Below are 25,839 nucleotides of genomic sequence, written 5' to 3' on the forward strand. Positions count from 1 at the left end.
AGCTGATTAATTGAAAATATCAACAAAAGTGGAATTTGGCATTATTGCGATAATCGACATAGCGGTGTATTCTCAAAACGGGTGTTCGGTCACCGCTCCCGATATTGCCAAGCGGCACAACATATCTAAAAAATACCTTGAGCAAATACTGCCGTCACTCACCTCCACAAATCTGATTCGTGGACAAAAGGGACTTAACGGCGGTTACGTAGTTGCAAGAGATTTGAGTAAAATTACTTTTAAAGACATTATAAACGCTCTCGACACAAGGGTGCTTAACGATGTTTACTTTGACAGTCGAGATAAAAACGATATGATGACGGAGCTTATAAACGACAGATTGTGGAGTGCAATGTCATCTTACCTGCAAAATTACGCAGAAAGCATTACTCTGTCAGAAATTGCGGAACATTACAAACAAAACGAAATTATTGCACAGGCTAAGGCTGTGTAATAAAGAAAAAAAGTGCAGCAAGATTATAGAATTGCTGCACTTTTTCTTTTCGTTATTATTCTAAACTTTTGATTGCATTGATTGTTTTATCTATATCCTCATCGGTATGTGCAAAAGAAACAAACATTGCCTCAAATTGTGACGGCGCAGTATAAACGCCGCTGTCCTGCATATGTCTGAAATACTCGGCAAAGCGAGCGGTATCGGCGGTTTTGGCTGTATCGTAATCCTTTACCTTTTCGCCTGTAAAGAACACAGTCATAATCGAGCCGACACGATTTACATTGAGTCCCGACTCCTGCATTGCGTTTTCAAGCTGAGCAGAAATTTTTTCGAGCCTTGTGTAGATTTCGTCTTGATTTTCCTCAAGAATTTTCAGAGTTTCAATTCCTGCGCTTACGGCAACGGGATTGCCCGAAAGTGTGCCTGCCTGATACACCGAGCCGAGCGGAGCAACGCACTGCATAACCTCTTTTTTGCCGCCGTACACAGCCAAAGGCATACCGCCGCCGACAATTTTGCCGAGGGTGGTGAGGTCGGGTTTAACATTGTAATATTTTTGAGCGCCGCCAATGCTGAGCCTGAATCCTGTAATAACCTCGTCAAAAATAAGCAGAGAATTATACTTTGTTGTAATCTCTCTTAAAAACTGCAAAAATCCCTTTTCGGGCGGCACAACGCCCATATTTGCGGCGCATGGCTCTACAATAACGCAGGCAATGTCATCGCCGTAATCTTCAAACAGCTTTTCAACAGACTTTTGGTTATTGTATTTGGCAAGCAGGGTGTTGTCGGTGTATCCCTTTGGCACACCGGCGCTGTCGGGAATTGAATTTGTGAGAAGTCCCGAACCCGATTTAACAAGCAAGCCGTCTGAATGGCCATGGTAGCAACCCTCAAATTTAACGATTTTGTCCCTTTTGGTGTAGCCCCTTGCGGCACGGATTGCACTCATAACCGCCTCTGTACCCGAATTTACAAGTCTGAGCATTTCCATTGACGGAAAATGCTTTTTAATAAGCCTTGCAAGCTCAATTTCGCCGCTATGGCAAGCGCCAAAGGTAAGTCCTCTTTGACAGGTTTCGGTTACTGCATTTATCACTCTTTCGTTTGCGTGACCGAGAATATTAGGCCCCCACGAGCAAATGTAGTCTATGTACTCATTGCCGTCAACATCATAGATTTTTGAACCCTTTGCGTGGTCGATAAACAGCGGCGCTCTGCCAACCGCACGGCACGCACGAACAGGGCTGTTTACTCCTCCGGGCATAAAGTTCTGAGCTTGGGCATAAAACTTTTCCGAATTTTGAATATTCATTTTTGCCACCTCTTACTTGTAAAATTCGTCAATCCACTTTGCGGCGTCAAGTGCGTGATATGTAATTATAATATCTGCACCCGCTCTTTTCATAGCAATTAAATTTTCGGAAACAATTTTCTTTTCGTCAATCCAGCCTTTTTCTGCCGCCGCCTTAACCATTGCGTACTCACCGCTTACATTGTACGCAACAAGCGGCAAATCAAAGCGTTCGCTTGCGGCTTTTATCACATCAAGGTACGCAAGGGCTGGCTTTACCATAACCATATCTGCGCCCTCGTCTATATCGTCTGCAATCTCTCGCAGTGCCTCTTTGCCGTTTGCATAGTCCATCTGATAGCTTTTTCTGTCGCCAAATTCAGGTGCGGACTCGGCTGCATCTCTGAACGGTGCATAGTAAGCCGAGGCAAATTTTGCACTGTAAGAAAGAATCGGGGTATCTGTAAAGCCGTTTTCATCAAGGGCATTTCTTATAGCGGACACTCTGCCGTCCATCATATCAGACGGAGCAATAATGTCCGCACCTGCCTTTGCAAGGCTTACCGCCATTCTTGAAAGCAGTGGCAGGGTTTCGTCATTCAATATTTTATGACCGCATACAACACCGCAATGTCCGTGACTTGTATATTCGCAAAGACACACATCGGCAATTATAAGCATTGACGGATACTTAACCTTTATATAGCGGATTGCCTGCTGGGTAATTCCGTTTTCGTCATAAGCGCCGCTTGCAAGCTCGTCCTTATGCTTTGGAATACCGAAAATCAAAATTCCCGCAATCGAACTCTCGCTTATTTCCGCTAAAATTTCATCTGCTCTGTCAAGTGAATACTGATAAACATTCGGCATAGAGTCAACAGGCTTTTTTATGTTTTCGCCCTCGGCAATAAAAATCGGATAAATCAAATCGCCCTTGTCTACCCTTGTTTCACGCACAAGACTGCGTATGCCCTCGTTTGTTCTTAGTCTTCTGAATCTTCTCATTAAAAATCACTCTCTTTTTTAACATCTGAAATAATTGTATTAAGAATACCCACTACATCCTTGGTCTTTGCAATTTTGCAGTCGGCAATGTTGTACTGATGCAGTGCCTTTGCGGTTATCTCGCCAATGCACACAATCTTTGTGCTTTCGGCAACTGTGTATCCGCTTTCAAAAAATGCGTTCACACCCGATGAGCTTGCAAAGGTTATGTAATCGGAGGTAATAATTCCGCCCTCCGACCTGCTCTCCGACTGAATATCATAGGTTTTTACATCGTCATAAATTATATTATTGCGACTTAAAATTTCAGTAAGTTCTTTTGAGCCGTTCTCCGCACGCAAAATAAGCACTTTTTCGCTTTTGTTTACGGTTTGCGCCAAAAGAATTCCCAAATCAACCGAAGTATAAACCTTTGGAATAATATCGGCAAAAATCCCGTATTTTTCAAGAATACCTGCCGTACCGCTGCCGATAACGGCAAATTTTACATTGCTCAGCCTGCGAACATCAACCCTCAGCGCTCTTAGCCTTTTTATAAAAATCTCTGCGCCGTTCATACTTGTAAGCACAATATAATTATAATTATCAATATTTTGCAGTGCGTTGTCAAGCTGTTTGTTCTGCCTGTACTCCTTTACGCTCAAATAATCAATGCAATTAATTCTTGCACCGAGCGCCATAAGCTCTCTGCCGAGCTTTGACGAAAGTTTATGAGTACCTGTAACCGCAACGGTTTTATTTTTCAGCGGCTTTTCTATTGTAGCGGAAAAGTCAAACCCCACTGCCTCTCCCACAACTATTATTGCCGGCGGCTCAACTTTGCTTTGCTCTGCAAGACTGCAAATATTTTTTAAAGTACCTTTTACCGTGCTTTCCTTTGCATATGCGCCGTTTGACACAATGGCAACGGGAGTGTTTTCGTTCTTTCCGTTTGCAATAAGTCCGCTCACGATTTCGGGCAATTTTCTAAGTCCCATTAAAAATACAAGTGTGCCGTCAAGCCTTGCGTATTCCTTAATGTTTTGCGGCAAGGTGTCTTGTGCGGTGTGACCTGTAATTATATGCACACTGCGGCTTAAATTCCTATGTGTAACGGGAATGCCTGCCAATTCGGGGACAGCTATTGCCGAGGAAATACCGGGTACAACCTCGTACGGAATACCGCTGTTTTGAAGTGCCTGCACCTCTTCTCCGCCTCTGCCAAAAACAAACGGATCTCCGCCTTTGAGGCGCACAACAGTCTTGCCTTCGTTTGCTTTTGCAATGAGAATTTCGTTTATATTCTCCTGCTTTTCACTATGCTTTCCTGCTCGTTTTCCGACACAAATTTTTTCTGCATTATCCGCATACTCAAGCAACAGCTTGTCGGTAAGGCTGTCATATACAACGACATCGCATTTTTTCAGACAATTCTGTCCACGCAGAGTTATTAAGTCATAATCGCCGCACCCAGCGCCCACAAGGTAAACCTTTCCTATGTTCATAGCTTGCTCACCAACCTTTTAGCAAGATTAAACCTGTCTTTAATATCCGCACTGTCAAACACAATATTTTGGCAGTCGGCGGAAATCATAAGCTCTATTCTGCCGTCTTGCACCTTTGAATAAGCGCCGACGGGCATACCGCAGTCGGCATTTAACAGCTTTGGAATTTGCCGTTCGGTTTCAAACTCAAGCATAGTTTCCCTATGGCTGATTTCTCTAAGCATTTGCGATACGGCACTGCCCTTTCTGCTCTCTGCCACGATAATTGCCTGACAGGGCGCAGGGAGAAAATCTTTGTACTCAAAGGGCATTATATCATAATCGGCGCTGTTGTAAAGCGACAGCCTTTCAAGACCTGCCGCCGCAAGAATAATTCCGTCATAGTCGCCGTTCATCAGCTTGCCGAGTCGTGTGTCTACATTTCCTCTTATATCCTTAATGCAAACGAGCGGATAGATTTTTTTGATAAAACTCTGCCGCCTTAAACTTCCCGTACCCACAATAAAATCTTCTCTGTTTTGTATCGGATTGTTTTTTCTTGCAACGAGCACATCACGATAGTTTCCTCGCTGTAAAGCCGATGAAATTTCAAGTCCGTCTGCAAGCTCAAGCGGAAGATCCTTTGCGCTGTGCACCGCCATATCTGCCTCGCCTGAAAGCAAGGCATTTTCAAGCTCTGAAATAAACACACCTTTGCCGCCTATCATTGCAAGCGGTTTGTCGAGAATTTTATCGCCCTTTGTTGAAATATGCACGATTTCAATTTCTGTATTTTTAAATCTGTTTTGCAAAGCTTTTGCAAACATTTCTGTTTGTGCAAGCGCAAGTTTGCTTTTTCGTGTACCTATTTTTATTTTCATATCAGCTGTTTTCCTTTATTATTTTATCCACAACATCAACATCAATATTTTTGCCGCAAAGGCACATATTCATAAGACTTGAAAATACTTTTTTCCGCACCTCTTCGTCTGCGGTGATTTGTTTGATATGCTCTCTGTATTTCCACATTACTTCTACCATATCGGCATTTGTGCTTTCAAGTAAATTTATAAACTGCTCTTTAAAATATTTTGCGTATATCGGACTTTTGCCCGAAGTGGTAATTCCTGCCGTAACCGAATTTTTTTGCACAATGGCAGGAAAAATAAATCCGCACTTTTCTTTATCGTCTACCGTATTTACAAGAATATTTTTTGCACTGCACAAGTCAAAAATATGTGCGTTCACCTGCTCGTCATCGGTGGCACTGATAACGCAAAAGACATTTTCCAAATCGCCGTCTGCAAACTCACGATTGATTGTATTTACATTAAGCCTTAAAATCTCAGCGCTTATCTTTGGCGACACAACGGTTATGCTCGGCTTAAAGGGCAGCAGCTTTTCGATTTTGCGCAAAGCCACCGTACCGCCGCCGACCACGAGAATATTTTTATTTTCTATATCAATATAAAACGGAAAGTATGCCATTATAATTTTTCTCCACAACTTTTAAATGCGTCAAGTATTTTTATAAATTCCTCTGACGGCAAATCTGCCTTGAATTTATAGAGTATTTCTTCTAAAGAATTTTCACTCAACTTATTTTTTACACTGTCCATATACGGCAAAAAATAATGAAATGCAATATCCTTTTTGAGAACATCGCACTCCTCGCTGATTATCTCCTTTGCGCTCTCCACGCTGTCGAGCTTTAGCCCGTTGTTTTCTTTTGCGAGCTTTTCAAAATAATCTATTCCGATTAGTTTTAGTCCGCCAATCTCAGTCACCGAGCTATCAATGTCGGGCGGCACTGCAAGGTCTATAAAAAGCCTCGGCTTTTCGGTTTTAACACTCTGCTTTAAATCGTAATATGTAACCGTATAGTGCGGACTTGCGGTTGCGCTCACTACGCAGTCGGCATCATCAATATACTTGTACCTGTCGGCATAGTCGGCAACAGTAATGCTCGCCCTGCTCTGCACCGATTCGGCGCTGTGCTTTCGTGAGGTTGCAATAATATTCACATTTTTGTGCGACAAAAGATTTTTTACAAGCGTTGTGCCTATCTTGCCCGTTGCGCCTATTACAAGAACATTCACCCTGTCTTTAAAATGCGCAATTTCATTTCCTGCAAGCGTTGCCGTTGACACCGAGGTTTTGGAAAGCGCCGTCTGAGTTTTTATCTTTTTGGCGCAGGCCATGGCGGACTGAAAAATCATGTTGAGCTCGCAGCCTGTCATACCCAAATCCTTTGCCTTGGTGTATGCGAGTTTGATTTGCCCCAATATTTCGTCCTCACCTATTACCATAGATTCAATTCCGCTCACCACTCTGAAAAGGTGCATTACCGCTTTATCGGAATAAAACAAATACAAATGCTTTTTCAGCAAATCACACTCAATGCCCGAATAGCCTGAAAGCAGATTTTGCGCAATGCCCACACTCTCGGCACCTCCGCAAAAGTAAAGCTCCGTTCTGTTGCAGGTGCATAGTATAACGCACTCGCTCACTTTCTTGCTCCTGACAAGCTCGCCAAGAAATTCACTTTGTACGGAGTCTGAAAAAGCAAGCTTTTTTCTTATATTAACATCTGAATTTTTGTAATTAATGCTTATACAATACATCCTTATCCACCCAAATAATTCACATAATATCTTTAACCCACAAGCTATAATTCCATATTAAACCTACTGAATTAATATGTTTTATTATACTATTATCACTGTATAAAGTCAACAACTTTATACCCTGCAAAGTAATTTCTAAAGCAAACACACCGATTGAAAATAATCGGTGTGCTTAGAATAAGTGTGTTTATAATTAAATAATTACAGATTCCTCGGCAAGCGACTTGTTCTCAAGGATAAATACCTCGTCACCCTTAGTAACAAACAGTCTGTATAAGAATACATTTACCTTTTCGCCCACCTCAACGGCAGGCTCTTCAAGTCCTCTTATGCCTCTGATAATACCGCCGTCACATTTTACCGTAACCTCAATATTATTTCCTCTGAAAGCAGTGCTGAGTACCTCGCCCACCGATACAGAGGCTTTTTGTCTGAACGATTCGTTGAGCTTGGTAATTTTAATAAACTCAGGGCGCACAATAGATTTTTCAGCACCCTCAACCTCGTCAAAGGTTTTAAATTTGGTGTAATCGTCAAGTACGGTAGTCTGTCCGAAAAACGATGCCGAAAACGCCGTCTGCGGCTTTTGGTAAATCTCAATCGGAGTGCCTATCTGCTCAATTCTGCCCTTGTTTGTAATGATAATTTTGTCGGCAACCTCAATAGCCTCGTCCTGATCGTGAGTTACAAATATACTTGTAACGCCGAGCTTTTCAATCATCTCTTTGAGCCAAGACCTCAGCTCCTGCCTTACCTTTGCGTCAATGGCGGCAAACGGCTCATCAAGGAGCAAAAGTGTAGGATTAGGCGCAAGCGCTCTTGCAAAAGCTACTCTCTGCTTTTGACCGCCCGAAAGCTGGCTCGGGTAGCGCTTTTCAAGTCCCTTTAAGCCGATAAGCTCTACAAGCTCGTTTACTCTCTCTTTAATATATTTTTTATCTTTTTTCTGAATTTTAAGACCGAAAGCAATGTTGTCGAAAACTGTCATATATCTGAACAGCGCATAGTTTTGAAATACAAATCCTATGCCTCTTTTGCTTGCGGGAATATCGTTGACTACCTTGCCGTCAATAATAATTTCACCGCTGTCGGGGGTTTCAAGACCTGCTATCATTCTGAGAATTGTGGTTTTGCCACTGCCCGACGGGCCTAAAAGACCGATGAGCTTACCCTGTTCAATTGAGAAATTCACATTATCAGATGCCTTGTAATTGCCAAAGTTCTTGTTAATATTTTTTAATTCCACATACATTAAGATTCCTTCTTTCCTTTGTACTCAATTACACTTCTGATAATCAGAATAATAACCGCCATTATTACAAGAATTGACGACACCGCAAAGGCAGGTACGGTTTTAAACTCGTTAAACAAAATTTCAATATGTAGCGGCAGGGTGTTCGTCTTTCCACGCAAATGTCCCGAAAGTACCGATACTGCGCCAAACTCGCCCATTGCTCTTGCGGCGCACAAAACTATGCCGTATAAAAATGCCCACTTAATATGCGGAAAGGTAACCTTTCGGAAAATGGTAAGTCCCTTTGCTCCCATAAGTGCTGCCGCCTCTTCCTCATCTGTTCCCTCAGACTCAAGTACAGGAATAAGCTCTCTTGAAATGAACGGGAATGTAACAAATATGGTGGCAAGTATAACACCGGGGACGGCAAAAATCACCTTAATGTCAAGCTCCTGCAACAGAGGATACAAAATGCTCTGTCTGCCAAAGGTAAGTACAAATATTAAACCTGCAATAACAGGAGATACGGTAACAGGCAGGTCAATAAGTGCGGTGAGAACTTTTTTGCCCTTAAAGCGGAACTTTGTTACAGACCAAGCCGCAAAAAGTCCGAATACAGTGTTGAAAACAACCGCACACGCAGTTGCCTCAAGTGTAAGCAAAACAGCCTTTAAGGTATATTCATCGCTTACAGACTCCCAAAAGGTTTGCAGACCGCTTTTGAGTGCCTCTGTAAGAACGGTAATAAGAGGAAGTACAAGCATAATAAACAGAAACAATACGCTTATGCCTATAAGTATCCACTTTACGGCTTTTGAGCCTTTGGTTTCTTCGTGCATATTACTTTCCTCCCTTTAATATCTTTGTGTTTCTTGACTGAATGAGATTAACTATAAACAAAATCAAGAAAGATGCGGCAAGCATTACAAGTGCAATAGCCGTTGCGCTTTTATAGTCAAATTCCTGTAACTTAGACATAATTATAAGCGGTGTAATTTCGGTTTCAAAAGGCTTGTTGCCTGCAATGAAAATTACCGAGCCGTACTCGCCGAGGCACCTGCCAAAGGCAAGTCCAAAGCCTGTAAGCACAGAAGGCAGTATTTCCGGAAAAATGATTTTCCAAAAGATTTTTATTCTGCTTGCGCCCATTACTCCTGCCGCCTCTTCATAAACAGGGTCGAGCTTTTCAAGAACAGGCTGAACCGCTCTTACAACAAAAGGAATACCTATGAACACAAGTGCAAAGGTAATGCCTATTCTTGTGTAGGCAATGCTTATGCCGAATTTTGCAAAAAAGCTGCCTATAAAGCCTGTATCAGCCGTAAGCGAAGTAAGCGCAATACCTGCAACCGCTGTCGGCAGTGCAAAAGGCAGCTCAATCATACCGTCAATTATTCTTTTGCCGGGGAACTTATAACGCACAAGCACCCACGCAAGCACAACACCCATAACCGCATTGATTGCCGACGCAATAAACGCCGTAATCAAACTGACCTGATAGCTTGCCATTACTCGTTCGCTTGTAACTGTATCTATAAAATCAGACCAGCTCATCTGCGCCGTATAAATCACAAGAGAAGCGAGCGGAATCAACACTATAATGCTGAGTATTGATATAGTAACTCCCATAGATAAGCCAAAGCCGGGAATAACTCGTTTCGCCTTTTTAGTTTTGTTCATCCTTACACCCACTTTTCTTGTATATGCAAGCATTGTGTTCAGCCGATACCAACTGAACACAATTACCTGAAAAATTATGTTTCAAATTATTTTTCGTAAATCTTATCAAACACTCCGCCGTCTGCAAAATGAGTTTTCTGAGCCTTGTCCCAACCGCCAAAGTCATTTATTGTAACAAGGTTAATGTTAAGGTCAAACACATCTGAGTATTCTTTCAAAATTTCCTGATTATAAGGACGATAGTAGTTATCTCCTGCAATTCTCTGCGCCTCATCGCTGTATAAGTAGCTGAGATACTCGGTTGCTACCTCTCTTGTGCCTCTGCTGTCTGCCACTTCGTCAACAACCGCAACTGACGGCTGAGCAAGAATACTTACACTCGGTGTAACAATTTCGTATTCATCGGGGTGGTCTTTAATTGAAAGATAAGCCTCGTTTTCCCAAGCCAAAAGCACATCGCCCTGTCCGTTTTCTACAAAAGTAGTTGTAGCTCCTCTTGCGCCCGAATCAAGAACGAGTACATTCTGATAAAGTTTCTTTACAAAGTCCTCAATTTTGCTTTCGTCACCGTTATAAAGCTTGTCGGCATATGCCCAGGCGGCAAGGTAGTTCCATCTTGCGCCGCCCGAAGTTTTTGGGTTTGGTGTAATAACTCCAACGCCGTCCTTTACAATATCGTTCCAATCCTTAATATTCTTTGGATTGCCTTTTCTTACAAGGAATACAATGGTTGAGGTGTAAGGTGAAGAGTCGTTTTCAAAGTTATTTACCCAGCCGTCATTAATAAGACCTGCATCTCTGACGGCATTAACATCATATTCAAGGGCGAGTGTTACCACATCTGCCTCAAGTCCGTTTGCAACCTCAAGTGCCTGCTTGCCCGAACCGCCATGTGACTGAGTAACCTCTACCTCCTGACCTGTTTTTTCTTTCCAATGCTCGGCAAAAATTTTGTTGTAGCTTTCATAAAGCTCTCTTGTAGGGTCATAAGAAACATTGGTAATATGTACCTTTGCATCCTGAGAAGTATCCTTATTTGCTTTTCCGCAGCCGAAAAGAGCAAAGGCAGAAGTACCGATAAGGGCTGTTGTAAGAATTGCAGATATAAGTCTTTTAGTAAACACTTTTTTCATTTTAATCAAACCTTTCTTTTAGCTGTAATAATTAACAATCAATTAAATAGTAAACCGCAATGCTTTAACACATCGGCTTACCGCCAAAAGAACTGCACATTCGTTTGCTTATTCGGTTAAAATGATTTTTCATACAAACCGCCCTTGCCTTTCATAATGCATAACACACTCCATATTACCTATAATACCTATCATATTAGTATGTTTGCTCGATACAAGTATTTTATATCCTTATCACCTAAAAGTCAAGTATTTTTTATGATTTGAATATTCTTTGTCAGATAACTACAATTAAATTCCAAATGACAACCCAAAAATGGTAATATAATCGTTAATTTTACTAAAAGTCTTAAAAAATAACAGCCTTTTTAATATGATCGGAGATGTATATATGAAAGCATTGTTGATAAACGGCAGTCCAAGGACAAACGGCTGTACTTTCACTGTCCTTACCGAATTAAAGAACGCACTCGAAAAAGATGGCATTGATGCGGAAATTATCCATGTGTGACACAAAGACATACATGGCTGTACCGCTTACAGAAAATGTGCGCAAACAGGTAAATGTGTATTTGACGATATTGTAAACGAGGTTGCGCCAAAGTTTGCCGAGGCAGACGCATTTGTAATCGGCGCACCTGTTTATTACGCTTCCCAGGCAGGCGGCGCAATTTGCCGTTAATGTATGGGGAATTTCAAGCGAGGGCAAAACCGATGAAGAGCTTGCAAAAGCAGGCGTTGAGGCTCTCGCCGACTTTATTAAAGAAATCGGAATGCCAACAACTTTGAGAGAACTTGGCATTGACGAAAATATTAATCTTAAAGAAATTGCCGACTCCTGCGGCATTGTAGGCGGCAGTTACAAAAAGATGACGCACGAGGAAATATTTGAAATTTTTAAAGAAGTAATGTGAAAACATTATTTCTTTAAATTTTTTCAAAAAAGCATTGACTTAAAGTGAGCTTTAAGTATTACAATTAAGAAAAACTTTTTCTCCTCTTGTTTCGTGCATAAGCTGACCGCTGGGGTATTCGTATGTGTATTCAACTCCGTTTACGGTTTTGCTTGTTCTTACGCCGTTGCTGTCATACTTATAGCTGATACTGTCATTGCCGCTTTGTAGGGTTGTAAGGTTTCTGCCGTTGAGCCAGATCATTTCCATACCGTCACGATATGAAAGCGGATTGCCTATTTCGTAATAGGTATAGTTAATCTGTGCACCTGCGTTGTCATCTGTTACGCTGTCAAGATAGCCTGTGGTTGAATTGTAATTATATGTATCACAGTTGCCGTCCTGATCATACAGCTTGAACAAAAATTCGTTTATTTAAGTAAATCAACACCACTTATTTCATTAAGGTTTTTTAACCATATGTTTTCATTCAAGGCTTTGGCTCGTTTTATACACTCTTCATAAGCATATTTAAGTGACGAATAATCGTGATATGTATTAATTCTATCTAAAACGCATAATGCTCCCGGCCAAGTCAAATCTTGCAACCACTCTAATAGCGGAATTAAGTATGGTTTCAATTCTTCGTCTGATCTTTTTGATAAAATAATTGCACAATTATCCCAAACATTTTTGTTATGCTTTTTATCACGAGGTTGTAAAAAAACATTTATTGATTCTATATTCTCTGCTAATTTAATTCCTCTATTTTGTTCGTCTGAACTATTATTCCAGTCGAGCATATTCATAATTGTATCTATATCACTCAAATTATTCACTTCCATCCCATTTCACGACTAAAGATTTCATAGTCTTAGTCCAAACTGAACTTGTACCTTGATTTCTCCATTCCGCTATAATACCACCAATTGGTTTCACAGTAATATGTGTAAGACTATCTTGATATGCATACACAACACCTGTTGCGTTCAATTCTTCTATGGTAGTCATTGCTGCACCAGGTCTTGGAACAGTTGAAAATGATAAACCAGTGTTTGTTTCTACATCACGAGAAGAAGAAACAAAATTTCCAGAATTATTTCCACCATAACGGTAAATTGTAGTTGTTTCATTTCGAGTATTGCGAGTATCCGATGTTATTGTAGTAGAACTATAAGTAATTTTTGAATTTGATATAGCTTTACTTGTTGCATAAACGCCTATGCCAGTTGCTATTGTTCCAACAGCAACTGAAGCTACTATAACACTTGACACAGAAGCAGCTATTCCCCACCAAGAGTTTCCTTTACTATCAATTCTGCATCCTGGATTATTTCCACAATAGGCAAACATATTTACATCTAAAATATCTTCACCTGCTTGAAGATATCCGTCTGCATTTAAAAATCTGTGAGTAACAGGGTCGTAGTAACGGCTCATAAGGTAATAAAAGCCTGATTCAGAGTCGCAGTAATAACTGCGATAGCGGAATAGATTATATAGTATAGAGGTTATTTATTTCTCCAATCGTATGTCTCGTTTTTAGATAAGTCAATGGTTACATCATTGATAGAAACAGTGTAGTTGCTTATCCATTTTATTTCAGCATTATAATCGTGATATTTATTATAGATTAAAGATTTGGAGCTATCATTATCTATTCTATACACCTTAATTGAATAATCTGTTGTAGCACCTCCATTAACCCTGTATGCCTCTAGAGTGTATGTATTGTCCGGCGATGTAGATGTCAGAATTTTTTCTTCTGAGGTGAATGCACTGCAAGCTGAAAGCTGAAAAGCAAAACCTATGAGTATGAATACAGATAAAAGAATAAATATAGATTTTTTGTATTTTTTTAGTTCTAACATCTTATTCCTCCTATTCTTTTACTAATACTTTTTTGGGGATTATTTTTATTCCATAAACTACTGCCTATACTTATCATTTTTTGATTCCTTGGGTCATCAAGATTTGAATTCCAGTAAGATATAGTTTAAGTTTGCTATATGGTTTTTATCGGTAATAGATTTATTATTGGCATCTGTTACTGTAAGTACATTGCCCCAGGCATTGTATTCATACTTTGCTACCATATTACCGTCGCCGTCATAGATTGAAGTAATATCGCCTCTCCAGTTGTGAGCGTAGTAATATGTTACTGCATTAAAAAAGTCGAGTTTTTAAAAATCATTTATTAATATTAATTAAAAACTATAGTCTGATTATTTATTTCTAAAGAATAATTCTTTGTGTAACTATTTATAGTACCATAAATTAAATATGATTTATATACCTTAGAAGACTGCTTAGAATTAATAACTCCAATAGGAATAAATTTAATATCTGAGTCCGAAGTATCTTTTATAGTTTGAATATCTTCACCGAAATAATATGTGCCACATAAATAATAGTCAGAGGAGTTATTAATATGAGTTATGCTTAAGTTAACATATCTATCATCATATTGGCTTTCTGTTGAATAATCAAATACAGTAGTAATTTTATATGAATTATTGTCTGTCCCAAAATATGTGTTGGTATAATTGTTCTTGCTTTTTTCTAAAATAACCATACAAGATTTTTCATCATAAACAACATCAGCTATTCTTTTGCTTGATGGATATAAATAGTTAATAACCTGTTGAGGAGATTGAAAATTTATAAATAGGTTTTCAATCGGCAAGAATTCCAATACTGTGCAAAAGCATAATGCTGAAACAATGATTAGGAAATACATTCTTTTCTTTTTGGGCTTGCAAATCCTTGCTATGAAAATGAAAACTATTATAGTGATTATTATTCTAATTATACTATACATATAATATACCTTTCTGATATTTTTATGTTGCAGGAACAGTTTGAGTTGAGTATGATGAATCGTAACCGTATAAAATCGATGTAATTAATAAAGCATTAACACTAAAAATAGTAATATGTTACTGCGTCGGTTGAAGAATTTGCCTTGTAGCTTACTGCATACAGCTGACCGTTTGCATCGTAACAATAGTCAAATACTTTTTCTCCCCTTGTTTCGTGCATAAGGTGACCGTTGAGGTATTCATATGTGTATTCAACTCCATTTACGGTTTTACTTGTTATTACGCCGTTGCTGTCATACTTATAGCTGATACTGTCATTGCCGCTTTGTAGGGTTGTAAGCTTTCTGCCGTTGAGCCAAGTCATTTCCATACCGTCACGATATGAAAGCGGATTGCCTATTTCATCATAGGTTATTGTTTCTCCGTTGTAGCGTGTAAGCTTGTCGCCCCAGTTAAAAATATTATGTATCCTTTCAAAAAACACTTCACATTAATTTAAAGGAAATATTCTTAAATCTTTAAGACAATTTTTTGTTTTAGCGAAAACAATTAATTTTTCTATGCTCTAATTTCACATTTATTGCAATAAGCTTTTTGTAATATATTTTCTGTTGTATTAAAATTAGATCTAATAAAAATTAACATCACCAAATTACCAAAACAAAACATTAATATAGGAAGTAATATGGTTGAAGGATTATACAATAAAAAAATAATAAAAAACAATATACACAAGCAACTATATATTATCTGAAAAAACAATGTTACTGGTGATGGTTTTAGTTTTGCATAAACGATAGTTCCTTCATTATTACTTTTAAAACAGCCCACAACTTTTGTTCTTATCGGTTCTCTTGGACCAGATAGATTAAGTGTAATATCAAAACTATCATCTGATATTCTGCCAATAAAGTCGCATTTGTACTTACTTGCTTTGCTATAAGGAAAAGTCAGTTGTTTCAATTTTTCTTTGGAATTATCTAAAGAAAGATTTGTATTAATTGTTATACTCTTATCATAAATCATAGCATTATACTCCTTAATAATATGAAATTCTTTACTTAGAAAATCATCTTTTAAAAAATTAATTATTAAATACATATATGTTAAAAGTAATGCAATCGGGTAATAAGCATTGATTTTTTCGTTAGAAAAAATTACTAAACACAGATTAGAAAAAAATGAAATAATAAAACTAATAATCAAACCAATATGTATTTTCCATAATTTTCGCATTTTTACTCTCCACCTTTATTATATGATTAATAGTAAATAGGACTAGGACATATATAATCCGGTCGACCACATAATAGCATATTAATTCAGTGATATACTAAAGATACCTATTTTGATAAAACAAAAACTAAAAATATAAAAGTAACTCCAAAAAGCAATACTACAAAAGTAAGATGTTGCCTATTTATCTTTTTACAAATTATTTAAACATTATAAATCACCAGTATCCACATAATGGGAGCTAATATTATACATACAGCTTGAATAAAGTATATTATTTTTCTATAAATATTAACTCTTCTGAAATTATACTCACTTAAATCCTTTATAGTCTTGCTTTTGAAATCATCGGTCAAAAAATTATCCTTTAAAAAATTTATTATCAAATATTCATATGTCAAAAACAAAGCAAACGGAACAAATATATTTACTTTTATATTAAAATTGATTATTAATATAAGCAAAAAATAAATTCAATATTACTATTACATATTCTTTATAAAACTAATATTAAAAAGTATTAATAAGACTATATTATTCTTTTGAATTTTCCTTTAAAATCTTTATTTAAAATTTTTTCAATCTCAAATTTCATATCAGAATATTTCATATTTACAATAATACAAATAAACGCTAAAAAAACAATGCAAATAATTAATGGATATATTATTGATATATAATTTAGATTTTTAAGAAAAGCATTGATAATATTAAATATTATAACGCCAAAAAGAATAAAAGCTATTATAAAGATAAAAAGCCAACATTCTAAATTCAATTTTAATTTTATATTCAAGGTTACGCTATCTCCATTTTTATTTACATTACCGCAAAATATAGGATTAATGCCGTTTTGTATGAAAATACTATTTTGAGATAATAACTGCATTTTAAACGAATTATTTAAAAACTCACCATAAAAGCAGGAGCTTTCCATAATGCTGTTAATTATATCGTTATCTGAGCAATGTATCTCATAGCAAATAGGTTTAAAACACTTTAACATAAAAACACCTCTACTATTTTTTTATATGCAGTAATTTTAATACTACAAGTGAAAGAATTTTTTTGCCAAATATTTTTTGTTCATCGGTAAGAGAAATCGCCTTTAGCTTTTCACAAAATTCTGCCATAGCCTTATCAACATTATCATTTGTCGCAATTACTATCTGCATATTATTTGGTAAATAATTGTTAGTATCGGGAAATAATTTAACATCATAATCTTTGGCAATATCTTTAATTATTGTATCCCATTTTTCGGCAATTCCCATTTGCATAGCAATCCCGTTACCCACAAACAAGACACGATTATTCTCTTTCATACATTTGCTCCGATGTTTAATATATCTTTATAATATTTTAACATAGTCAACACCATATTTCAATATAATTCTTAGCTTCAGCGTAATATTATTATGAAATTTTACTAATGCGATAAGCTTTTATACATAAATTATAAAGCAACTGAAAAATGTTTTATCAAAGAGCTTATAATATAAAAAACCCTCAAAGCAATTTCTGCCTTGAGGGTTTGTGATGATAATTGTTATACAGACGGTTTTTCAAACACTGAAATGATGAGTTTGACACCGTAAACTGCGAGAAGTACACCAATCATAAAACCGATTGTCTGAGCGGTAAATACAAGGTGGAACAACCCATAGATACCGCCTATTATTACAAGAATACCGCAAATCAATGATATAATCCACGCACTTGAGCCTGAATTTTTAACCTTGAACGACATTGCAACGGATGAGATTCCGTCAATAATAAGCCAGCCGGAGAAAATACAGAGAATGGTTATATCAAATACAAGCCTGATTGACGGTATAAACATTGCAAGTACAGAAACTACTGCCGCTGCAATTCCGACAATAAGACCGAGTGTACCCATAACAGCTTCACTCTGCTCGCTTTTTGACTTTTTGCGTTTTAAGAAGTAATCAATAACAGAACATATACCCCACATTCCGAGTAAAATTGTTACTATCCAACCACTGTTGAGAAAAGTAAGTCCCGGATAAAAAATACAGTAAAATGCTCCGATTACAGACAACAAACCAAAAATAAAATTTAATACTTTCATAATCAACCCTCAGATTCAGCTAATTAAGGTTCAATAATATTGAAATAAGTTGGGAACTTTGCAACGCTGTCAGTAAGAGTTTTTATTACATCACTATTGCCCTCAACCTTTTCAATACAAGCGTCCATAAGCTGCTGATTATTCTGTGCAATACCAAGGATTCCTGCACTCTTAGTTCTGATTGTTGCGTCGGCATTATCAACCCAATTTTCCTGAGAATAGATAAGCACACCATGGTTAATGCGGAGAAGATACTTTGCATTTTTGTCGGTTACTTCAAGATTAATTACAAGATTCTGATCTTCGAGTTTCTTTTCGTCAAGACAAATTCCAAGGTAATCAATCATTGTTTCGGTACTCATACCGAGAGCAGTTGCACCTGTTCCGCCTGCTGTCGTATCCGGATAATTCTTTGTTCCGTTACGCAGCTCGTAAGCACCTGTAAGATAAGCATTTCTCCATGCACCGCTTTCTGCCTGATAGCCAAGCTGTTCAAGTGCGTCTGCACACAGATAACGGGCGTCTTGGTTTTCAGGGTCTGCATATACAAGTGTGTTTGTAATCTGTGCAACCCACTGATATTCACCCTTGTCAAAATCCTTTTTTGCCATTTCAAGCACCTTGTCGGTATCGCCAAGATACTCAACAAGTTTCTTTGAATACTCTGTCGGCTCAAGTTCATCGAGATGTATCGGATTTTCGTCATACCAGCCCATATACTTCTGATAAACAGCCTTTACATTATGCTTAAGAGTTCCGTAATACTGACGAGTATACCAAACCTTGTTAAGCTCATCCGGCAGCTCAATCATATTGGCAATTTCCGTTGAGGTGTATCCCTGATTGATATACATAAGTGTCTGTGAGAAAATGTACTTGTATACAGACGCTGTATTTGCCATATATTCATTGATTACTTCATTACCCCAATGCGGCCAGTTGTGAGCCTGAAATACCACCTCGGTTTTGTCGCCGAAAAGTTCCTTTGCCTCCATAATATACTGTGCCCACGCATTGCCGTCACGAACCTCCGCACCTCTGAGTGTGTAGAGATTGTGCATTGTTCCGGTACAGTTTTCTGCCATCCATAAAGCCTTATATTTTGGAAGATATGTGTTCATCTCGGCAGGTGACTCTGTGTCGGGAGTGAGCTGGAATACCATTTCCACGCCGTCAACCGTAATGTTCTCAGTAGCCTCCTTAACCTCGTATGACGGTGATATGTAGGTAGTTGTACCATTTGAAGGAGTAAGACCGATACCGACCGATAAGCTGCCTTTCTCGCCTTTTTCAAGCAACGAGCCATACTGGAAGTTAGTCCTGCGTTTCATAGCATTTCCTGCAAAAACATTTTCTTCCATAACAGCCTTTTCATATCCTTCGGGAACGATAATAAGAGTTTTACCCGATTTAATCTGTTCATCAAGCGGAAGCGATGGGTCGGCAACATCTTTTTCGTCAATAAGTCCTCCGATACCACCGTAATGGTCAATATGTGCATGGCTTACAACAACAGCTGCAATATGAGCCTTTCCAAACTTTGATTCAAGAAGCTCAAGTGCTGCCTTTGCTGTTTCAGAACTTGTGGTACAGTCAAAAACAATCCATCCGTTATCACTTTTTACAAAGGTAACATTGGCAACATCATATCCTCTAACCTGATATACGCCGTCTACTACCTCAAACAGTCCGTAAAGTGAATTAAGCTCGGTATTTCTCCAAAGACTTGGGTTTGCACTGTCAGGAGTTGACGAGTTTCTGATAAAATCATATGCCGACTGACTCCAGGCAACAGTTCCGTTTTCCGTTTTTATTTCAAGAGTTTCCGGCGCTGTTATAAAACCTTTCTGTGCAAATTCCTTTTCCCGTTCATCTGAAAAGTCCAGCACTTTGTATACCGACGCATTTTGTTCGGCTGTATAGCTTGATGCGTCTTTCACATCACTGTCAAATTTTGCCGCAGTGTCTTCATTGCTCTGCTGACATCCGCAAAGTACGGATGTTGCCGCCAGCATTGCCGCCAACGCAATGCAGACGCCTGTTTTCTTTTTATTAGGCATAATTTTCCTCCTTAATACTTAGATATTGTTTTATCCTACACACTTTGTTAGATAATATCAAGATAATTATAATAAAAAATTGTTTTTAGTCTATACATTTGTCACAAAATGCAAAAACGAGGCACAAACAGTAAATTTATCTCAACATTTATACAATTTTGTGTTACAATAGAAACAGTAACCATACAGGAGGAGCAGTATGAGAATTGCAATAGTAGATGACTGCGAAAGCGAGCGGAACGAACTTTATGAAAGACTTTTAAAAAACAAATTCTTGATTTCTTACGATGTTGAAATACACCTCTACGATAGCGGCAGTGACTTTTTAAATGAGGCATTGCAAAACAGATTTGACCTTGTCTTTTTAGATATATATATGAATGACGAAAACGGAATAGAAACAGCACAAAAGCTAAGGGCATTTGACCGTAAATGTCTTTTGGTTTTCACCACAACATCAACAGACCATGCACTTGATGGTTTCAGCGTTCGTGCATTACACTATCTTGTAAAGCCGTACAGTAACGAGGAGCTTGAAATGCTGCTTGATGAAATATCGGAAAAAATGCCTCAAAAAGAAAAATATATTCAACTTTCATCTCACAGCGACAATTTGCGTATAAGGCTGTGCGACATTTTATATGCAGAACACTTTAAGCACTGCATACATATTTTTTGTACAGATAATTCAGAAAAAATCGTACGAAGTACATTTTCAGACTTCACAAAGCTGTTTGAAAACAATGAAAATTTCTTTGTGTGCAGCCGAGGCATTTTAGTAAATCTGGAGCATATCAAAGATATAAACGGAAGCGAGTTTATTCTTGACAACAATACGAGAATTACTATCAGCCGCAGTCTTATAAAATCTGCTAAAAATGTATTCGGTGAATATCTTTTTAACAGGAGGGACTCACTTTGAATGATATTTTGCGACCCATAATTGTACTTTCAGCAATTATTCCAGCCACAATTCTTGCGTATCTTCCAATAAAAAATCATCTTAAAACCTCAAAATTAAAATTGTTTGGTATACTGATTCCATCACTTGTAGGCTTATGTATATCGTGCGGATTAATTTGCTGTTATTTCAAACTTAATTTAATTTTCCCTGTAATACCGATTACAATTATACTTACTGCAATATACTGCTGTACTGCAAATATATCGGTATGGAAATCTGCAAGCATTTCGCTTGCGGTATTCGGAGTTTTTTGCAGTCTTGCCTGCATAACAAGAATTATAGACCTAACGACATACCCACAAAATACTTCGCCTTGGTTTGAAATGAATACGGCAATTCTGTATATTATATTATCCTGGCTTTTTGTTTTGATTGTATGGTATCCTGCTACGCATGGCGTAAGCCGACTGCTTGATGATGAAAACCTTGCTCAGACCTGGTATGTGTTCTGGATTTTGCCGATAACATTTACTCTGATTAACCTGTTTATAGTACCTTGGAATACAGCCAATACGCTTGAAGATAAAAGCATACAGATTTATATTGTTGTAAGCACCGCACTTTTCATTCTTCTTCTGATATTTTATGCACTGCTGTATTTTATAGCAAAAAGTCTTAACCACAACAACAGGCTTATACAGGAAAATCAATTTTTAAATATGCAGCAGGCTCAGTATGACACAATAAAAGTAGCTATTGAAGAAACAAGACAAGCCCGGCATGATATGCGACATCATTTTGCCGTTCTTAATGCTCTTGCAGAGCAAAAGGACTGGAAAAAACTTGAAGATTATCTTTCTTCGGCATCACAAAGTATTCCGGACACTGAACTGCAGCTATGTAAAAACGGTGCGGTCAATGGAATTGTAGGTCACTACTACGCAAGATGCAAAAATAATGATATTACTCTAAATCATAGGTTAGATCTTCCCGAAAATCTTCCTGTTATTGAAACAGACATATGCCTCGTAATCGCCAATCTTCTTGAGAATGCTCTTGAGGCAAGCCTGAAATCGAGTAAAACAAAAAAGCAGATAAGCATAACAGCTTACCTGCACTCTGACAACATAATAATTCTGTCGGTCGAAAACGATTATAACGGTGAAATCAACGAAAAAGGCGGTATTTTCAGTTCGTCAAAAAGAAACGGCTATGGAATAGGTACGCAATCTGTTCGACGCATTGCCGAAAAAAACGGAGGTTATTGCAAATTCACTTATAATAGCGGAACATTCAGAGCAGATGTTATGCTGCGGGGATAACGCATACACTGCTCCTTAGTTAAAAATCTATTCTCGCCATCTGCGTTTTTGCAAGTAAAGCCGATACAACCTAAAATATTAATACGATTTACAAAAACAAGCGACAGTTTAATTTACTGTCGCTATTCATTTTGCTTTACATCTTATTATATTTGCCATTTGATATTACTATGATATACTCAGCTTATTAAATCGAAATTTTTATGATTTTCGGAAGGAAGTGTTAAGTATGAAGAAATACAGCTATATTGACTTAGCACGAACTATATCTATGTTCGGAGTTATTCTTTTTCATATTTTGCTGTGTTTTTCAAACAATCCGTTTTGGTTTGTGTATGCAGATTATGAAAACGGGCACGGCATAGATTTTGCGTTTCGTTATTGCAATAAGCAAATGGAAGTCGTTGAGGGACTGCCTATTTCTGAAATGCTTAATCATTCTTTTTACGAAGTATTAAAAAACGGCGACAAAAAATGGCTGGTAAGCTACGCCGATGTTGCGCTGAACGGAACAAGCAGGACTGTTTGTGATTTCAGTCCCGAAATCGGCAAGTCTTTAACAATTCATTGCTATCAGCCCGAACCGGGATTTTGCTCCTGCGTTTTGATTCCTGCCGAAAGCACAAACTGCGAAAAAAGATTAAGACGGTGTAAATCAGCACTCACATCATTACGGTGTGGGTGTTTTTTTATTGTGACAAAATGATTTTTATGCTATAATAAAATCATCTTTCAACCCCATTAACGATAGCTTGAATTGGTGAATTATAATTCTCTCATTGAATTATAACAAGTGAAAATTGCTTTTGCACCCCCTTACTCAAAAGCTATCGTTATACGGTTGATTTTGAAAGTAGTCTGCACACCCCCTTAGCTGACTACTGTTTGACTACTTTTAAAAAATTTAATATGTCGTATTTTGTCTTGATTTGCGTAATTTGAGGAAGCTTTAAAAATGATACTCATTCCTGTTATATCAAAAATACCCTTGCAAATCACGGCATTTTACGACAAATCGGGAGGAAATTTGTTATGATAAAGATAATGTTTGTATGCCATGGGATGACTCACGAACGCTTTACAAACCGCAATATTCCTTTGTAAATCTCGGCAAATCACGGTCAGTTGAAAAGTACAAGACTACCAAAAGACTACTTTTCAACAGTTTTAAAATCAGCTTTTATGCCTTATCGTTAATAGGGTTAGTACAGACATTATTGTTTCAGAGTTATCGTTAAAAGGGTTGTAACAGAAAGCAATTCCCTATACCTATATATAACAGCAGTTTTTGCTGGGTGTGATTTGCTTTGAATGAGTCTTATCTGAGTAAGTAAATATCATTTCTACACCGCAGTTCATAAGCTTAAATAATGCAGACTACTAAAAGACTACTTCTCCCCTATTCTAAATTTTAAAAACATAAAACATCACTTATTTGATAGTTAATATATTTCTTATCATCCTGTACAATTTACAGGGTGTTTTTTATACATAAAAAGCAGTAACATTTTTTAATGAGATTGAATTCACCGAACAAATGGTTTATACTTAAATTATGTGATACAGTTTCTCTTGAAGAGTTAAAACAGATTGCTGATGTGATTGAAGTTACATTTTAACAGTCAATCATTCTACCTAATGGTGAGCAGATAAAAACGAGTAATAAACAGGAGGTAATTACCATGGACTTATTATTAAACGACTTTCTTCATTTGTCACAAGAAGAGATTAACAATAGTAAAATAGAATTTAATATGCAAGCCGGAAGAGGAGGACAACCATTTCTTGATAGATGGTTAAAACATTCTGAAGAAGATAAAACAAACGGTACTTGCAAGGACTGTTCATATTGGGGTTGGTATGGAAAGCAGAGAAACTTTTATCCTGGGCAATGGGTTTTTAGTTTCGCAAAAATGCCGGAAGATGAATGGTTGCTTATTTCGGCTGCACAAATAATAAATACTCCATCCGATGATTGGGCTGATGTTCAAGTGCTTGATAGATTTGTTCCATTATTCGGAAGGCTCATCATCAAATGCAAGAAAGGTAATACCTTCTCAAGATATGTATTTAATTTGAGCAAATATCTTGATCAAGCAATTGTTCGAGAGGTTCTTCCATGTGTTTATAGTGGTGAAAAGTTTGAAGGATATGACCGTGTGCATCTGCCATATCATAGATTATCTGACATTTTCAATGGTCGGATTCTCCCAACTTATTATGAAGCCTTAAAAAAGATAACAGGAGTTTATTGTTTAACTGATACTCACACAGGAAAGTTATACATTGGTTCTGCAACAGGCGAAGAAGGAGTTGCCCAAAGATGGGGTAATTATCTAGATTCCAAGCATGGCGGAAATAAAAAACTTATCGCACTCTATGAACAGAATGGAGCAGAGTATTTTGAGAAGTATTTTACATATACATTGTTAGAATATTTTGGTTTGTCATATGACCCTGTGAAAATTATTGAAAGAGAGCAATATTGGAAACATTGCTTTGATACGATTAAGAATGGTTATAATGACAACTGATAAAAATGTTTTGAGATATTGCCCTGTTTGATGAATGGAGTAACTCAACACTTGTATCGGTTCGACATACCCATTTTAAGGCGAAAATAGGTGTTCCACTATTCTCTTGTACATTGGGTACGAAATGCGTTACTCGTTGGAGAATCGAGCCATGTTGAGTGCGTGGTTCTGTTGACTAAAGTACAGAAGTAAAAGTGTGAAATAGCTTGAAATATAAGGCTTTTCCGAGGATTTGGACGCAAATACAAGTCCTCGGATTTTCTACGTTTTTGAGGTAACAAAGAGGCTAATTTTTATAGTTGGATAGATGGAAGTGTTGATTTAGAGTTGAGTAGACAAAAAGAATGCCACAATTGACAATTCAACTGTGGCTTTTTAATTTAAAAATGTAGTATTGAACTCAAGAGATAATTGAACAAGAACTACGATACGGACACCTTGCAGTAATGCAGGGTGTTTTCTGCCTAAGGGAGTTGTGTAAATTTGTCCGTGAGTATTGACAAATTTACTAATTGGTATTATAATATATAATATTAAAGTGTAAATGGACGGAGGTTATTCGATGAGAAAAAGTATATCTTTTAATGTAGACGCAGATGTGTTTGATAAATTTAACATGGCGCTTAATCTTTCCGGTGAAACATCTGACGAGGCTGCAGATTCGTGCCTTCGTTGGTATATTGCCCAAGCTTTCGGAAATGTATCGAAGGAATATATGCCGAGGGCAACAAGAACAATCGATTCTAATGAAAAAGATTTTTACGGTAAGGCACTTCAACGTATACCAATGTGGGCGTTAAAGCCAAGCCAATATAATCATAAGATAATCAAAGCCTACTTTATGGCAGAACATATCGCAGGAGAAGCAACCCTGCTGATGATGGAGCGTTTGTGCAGTGATAAAGAACGCCCAGATTTGTATGTTCCTACTTTCAAAAATAACTATTCACAGATGAAACTGGACGGTCCTAAATCTCATGGTAAGGTTTTTGAGGATGACGGTGACCGGGTTTGGATCTGGGATGAAGTAGAAGAAACCCTTATGAAATATAAGAACAGTTTTTATGTAGAGGAGACATAACG

General features: G+C 37.6%; 28 protein-coding genes and 1 pseudogene. 8 read left to right on the forward strand and 21 right to left on the reverse strand.

What is annotated here, in order from left to right:
* Nucleotides 1-10: 10 nt before the first annotated feature.
* Entirely contained in the window at nucleotides 11-454 is a 444-nt protein-coding gene (locus tag DXC23_RS04295) for an Rrf2 family transcriptional regulator (protein ID WP_117704921.1), read from the forward strand.
* Nucleotides 455-509: 55 nt separating this feature from the next.
* On the opposite strand, the gene hemL is transcribed toward DXC23_RS04295, so the two are convergent.
* The 10 genes from hemL to DXC23_RS04345 all read right to left on the reverse strand — a co-directional run bounded on the left by hemL (nucleotide 510) and on the right by DXC23_RS04345 (nucleotide 10,893).
* Nucleotides 510-1,772, reverse strand: coding sequence for a glutamate-1-semialdehyde 2,1-aminomutase (gene hemL / locus DXC23_RS04300; RefSeq protein ID WP_117704922.1), 1,263 nt, complete (start codon nucleotides 1,770-1,772; stop codon nucleotides 510-512).
* A 12-nt stretch (nucleotides 1,773-1,784) separates the two neighbouring features.
* Nucleotides 1,785-2,756, reverse strand: coding sequence for a porphobilinogen synthase (gene hemB, locus DXC23_RS04305; RefSeq protein ID WP_117704923.1), 972 nt, complete (start codon nucleotides 2,754-2,756; stop codon nucleotides 1,785-1,787).
* Complete coding sequence (gene cobA, locus DXC23_RS04310; protein ID WP_117704924.1) at nucleotides 2,756-4,240, reverse strand: uroporphyrinogen-III C-methyltransferase; 1,485 nt, start codon at nucleotides 4,238-4,240, stop codon at nucleotides 2,756-2,758. The genes hemB and cobA overlap by 1 nt, the downstream gene beginning before the upstream one ends.
* Complete coding sequence (gene hemC, locus DXC23_RS04315) at nucleotides 4,237-5,100, reverse strand: hydroxymethylbilane synthase (RefSeq protein WP_117704925.1); 864 nt, start codon at nucleotides 5,098-5,100, stop codon at nucleotides 4,237-4,239. The genes cobA and hemC overlap by 4 nt, the downstream gene beginning before the upstream one ends.
* A gap of 1 nt (nucleotide 5,101) precedes the next feature.
* A complete protein-coding gene (locus tag DXC23_RS04320; RefSeq protein WP_117704926.1) occupies nucleotides 5,102-5,707 on the reverse strand; it encodes a bifunctional precorrin-2 dehydrogenase/sirohydrochlorin ferrochelatase in 606 nt (201 codons plus the stop codon).
* A complete protein-coding gene (hemA, locus tag DXC23_RS04325; RefSeq protein ID WP_117704927.1) occupies nucleotides 5,707-6,843 on the reverse strand; it encodes a glutamyl-tRNA reductase in 1,137 nt (378 codons plus the stop codon). Before hemA ends, DXC23_RS04320 begins: the two co-directional genes overlap by 1 nt.
* Nucleotides 6,844-7,039: 196 nt before the next feature.
* Nucleotides 7,040-8,098, reverse strand: coding sequence for an ABC transporter ATP-binding protein (locus DXC23_RS04330; protein WP_117704928.1), 1,059 nt, complete (start codon nucleotides 8,096-8,098; stop codon nucleotides 7,040-7,042).
* Nucleotides 8,098-8,919: a sulfate ABC transporter permease subunit CysW gene (cysW, locus tag DXC23_RS04335; RefSeq protein ID WP_117704929.1), complete on the reverse strand. Its 822-nt coding sequence runs from the start codon at nucleotides 8,917-8,919 to the stop codon at nucleotides 8,098-8,100. Before cysW ends, DXC23_RS04330 begins: the two co-directional genes overlap by 1 nt.
* A gap of 1 nt (nucleotide 8,920) precedes the next feature.
* On the reverse strand, nucleotides 8,921-9,760 hold the full coding sequence (cysT, locus tag DXC23_RS04340) for a sulfate ABC transporter permease subunit CysT (RefSeq protein WP_117705068.1): 840 nt from the start codon (nucleotides 9,758-9,760) through the stop codon (nucleotides 8,921-8,923).
* A gap of 86 nt (nucleotides 9,761-9,846) precedes the next feature.
* Nucleotides 9,847-10,893, reverse strand: a complete 1,047-nt coding sequence (locus tag DXC23_RS04345; RefSeq protein WP_117704930.1) for a sulfate ABC transporter substrate-binding protein — start codon at nucleotides 10,891-10,893, stop codon at nucleotides 9,847-9,849.
* 391 nt (nucleotides 10,894-11,284) lie between these two features.
* Here DXC23_RS04345 and DXC23_RS04350 point away from each other — a divergent pair.
* Nucleotides 11,285-11,575 (forward strand): annotated as a pseudogene (locus DXC23_RS04350) (flavodoxin family protein).
* Between the two features lie 10 nt (nucleotides 11,576-11,585).
* Nucleotides 11,586-11,807, forward strand: a complete 222-nt coding sequence (locus DXC23_RS04355; protein WP_242997414.1) for an iron-containing alcohol dehydrogenase — start codon at nucleotides 11,586-11,588, stop codon at nucleotides 11,805-11,807.
* Between the two features lie 51 nt (nucleotides 11,808-11,858).
* Here DXC23_RS04355 and DXC23_RS04360 read toward each other — a convergent pair whose 3' ends face one another.
* The 11 genes from DXC23_RS04360 to DXC23_RS04415 all read right to left on the reverse strand — a co-directional run bounded on the left by DXC23_RS04360 (nucleotide 11,859) and on the right by DXC23_RS04415 (nucleotide 19,996).
* Nucleotides 11,859-12,209 carry a hypothetical protein gene (locus tag DXC23_RS04360; protein WP_117704932.1) on the reverse strand — a complete coding sequence of 117 codons (351 nt, stop codon included), beginning with the start codon at nucleotides 12,207-12,209 and terminating at the stop codon, nucleotides 11,859-11,861.
* Between the two features lie 8 nt (nucleotides 12,210-12,217).
* Nucleotides 12,218-12,616 (reverse strand): DUF5071 domain-containing protein, encoded by a 399-nt coding sequence (locus tag DXC23_RS04365; protein WP_158552433.1) that lies wholly within the window; start codon nucleotides 12,614-12,616, stop codon nucleotides 12,218-12,220.
* 1 nt (nucleotide 12,617) lies between these two features.
* The gene (locus DXC23_RS04370; RefSeq protein WP_117704934.1) at nucleotides 12,618-13,301 is read right to left on the reverse strand and encodes an RHS repeat-associated core domain-containing protein; all 684 of its coding nucleotides are present in this window, start codon (nucleotides 13,299-13,301) and stop codon (nucleotides 12,618-12,620) included.
* Nucleotides 13,298-13,657: a DUF5412 family protein gene (locus DXC23_RS04375; RefSeq protein WP_117704935.1), complete on the reverse strand. Its 360-nt coding sequence runs from the start codon at nucleotides 13,655-13,657 to the stop codon at nucleotides 13,298-13,300. The genes DXC23_RS04370 and DXC23_RS04375 overlap by 4 nt, the downstream gene beginning before the upstream one ends.
* A 332-nt stretch (nucleotides 13,658-13,989) precedes the next feature.
* On the reverse strand, nucleotides 13,990-14,607 hold the full coding sequence (locus DXC23_RS04385; protein WP_147329124.1) for a hypothetical protein: 618 nt from the start codon (nucleotides 14,605-14,607) through the stop codon (nucleotides 13,990-13,992).
* A 101-nt stretch (nucleotides 14,608-14,708) separates the two neighbouring features.
* Nucleotides 14,709-15,092, reverse strand: coding sequence for a hypothetical protein (locus DXC23_RS04390; RefSeq protein ID WP_117704938.1), 384 nt, complete (start codon nucleotides 15,090-15,092; stop codon nucleotides 14,709-14,711).
* Between the two features lie 74 nt (nucleotides 15,093-15,166).
* A complete protein-coding gene (locus tag DXC23_RS04395; RefSeq protein WP_117704939.1) occupies nucleotides 15,167-15,844 on the reverse strand; it encodes a hypothetical protein in 678 nt (225 codons plus the stop codon).
* A gap of 529 nt (nucleotides 15,845-16,373) precedes the next feature.
* The gene (locus tag DXC23_RS04400) at nucleotides 16,374-16,850 is read right to left on the reverse strand and encodes a hypothetical protein (protein ID WP_117704940.1); all 477 of its coding nucleotides are present in this window, start codon (nucleotides 16,848-16,850) and stop codon (nucleotides 16,374-16,376) included.
* Between the two features lie 13 nt (nucleotides 16,851-16,863).
* Nucleotides 16,864-17,169 carry a hypothetical protein gene (locus tag DXC23_RS04405; protein ID WP_117704941.1) on the reverse strand — a complete coding sequence of 102 codons (306 nt, stop codon included), beginning with the start codon at nucleotides 17,167-17,169 and terminating at the stop codon, nucleotides 16,864-16,866.
* Between the two features lie 224 nt (nucleotides 17,170-17,393).
* Nucleotides 17,394-17,936 (reverse strand): DUF308 domain-containing protein, encoded by a 543-nt coding sequence (locus DXC23_RS04410; protein WP_117704942.1) that lies wholly within the window; start codon nucleotides 17,934-17,936, stop codon nucleotides 17,394-17,396.
* Between the two features lie 23 nt (nucleotides 17,937-17,959).
* Nucleotides 17,960-19,996, reverse strand: coding sequence for an alkyl sulfatase dimerization domain-containing protein (locus DXC23_RS04415; RefSeq protein WP_117704943.1), 2,037 nt, complete (start codon nucleotides 19,994-19,996; stop codon nucleotides 17,960-17,962).
* 199 nt (nucleotides 19,997-20,195) lie between these two features.
* Here DXC23_RS04415 and DXC23_RS04420 point away from each other — a divergent pair, with 199 nt between their 5' ends.
* The 5 genes from DXC23_RS04420 (at nucleotide 20,196) to DXC23_RS04440 (ending at nucleotide 25,837) form a co-directional block, all read left to right on the forward strand.
* A complete protein-coding gene (locus DXC23_RS04420; RefSeq protein WP_117704944.1) occupies nucleotides 20,196-20,918 on the forward strand; it encodes a LytTR family DNA-binding domain-containing protein in 723 nt (240 codons plus the stop codon).
* Nucleotides 20,915-22,222, forward strand: a complete 1,308-nt coding sequence (locus DXC23_RS04425) for a sensor histidine kinase (protein ID WP_117704945.1) — start codon at nucleotides 20,915-20,917, stop codon at nucleotides 22,220-22,222. Before DXC23_RS04420 ends, DXC23_RS04425 begins: the two co-directional genes overlap by 4 nt.
* A gap of 229 nt (nucleotides 22,223-22,451) precedes the next feature.
* On the forward strand, nucleotides 22,452-22,928 hold the full coding sequence (locus DXC23_RS04430; protein WP_117704946.1) for a hypothetical protein: 477 nt from the start codon (nucleotides 22,452-22,454) through the stop codon (nucleotides 22,926-22,928).
* A 976-nt stretch (nucleotides 22,929-23,904) separates the two neighbouring features.
* Nucleotides 23,905-24,756 carry a GIY-YIG nuclease family protein gene (locus DXC23_RS04435; protein ID WP_117704947.1) on the forward strand — a complete coding sequence of 284 codons (852 nt, stop codon included), beginning with the start codon at nucleotides 23,905-23,907 and terminating at the stop codon, nucleotides 24,754-24,756.
* Nucleotides 24,757-25,318: 562 nt separating this feature from the next.
* Nucleotides 25,319-25,837 (forward strand): hypothetical protein, encoded by a 519-nt coding sequence (locus tag DXC23_RS04440; RefSeq protein WP_117704948.1) that lies wholly within the window; start codon nucleotides 25,319-25,321, stop codon nucleotides 25,835-25,837.
* The last annotated feature ends 2 nt before the right edge of the window (nucleotides 25,838-25,839 follow it).

Source organism: Eubacterium sp. OM08-24 (assembly GCF_003438075.1).
Taxonomy (GTDB): domain Bacteria; phylum Bacillota; class Clostridia; order Oscillospirales; family Acutalibacteraceae; genus Ruminococcoides.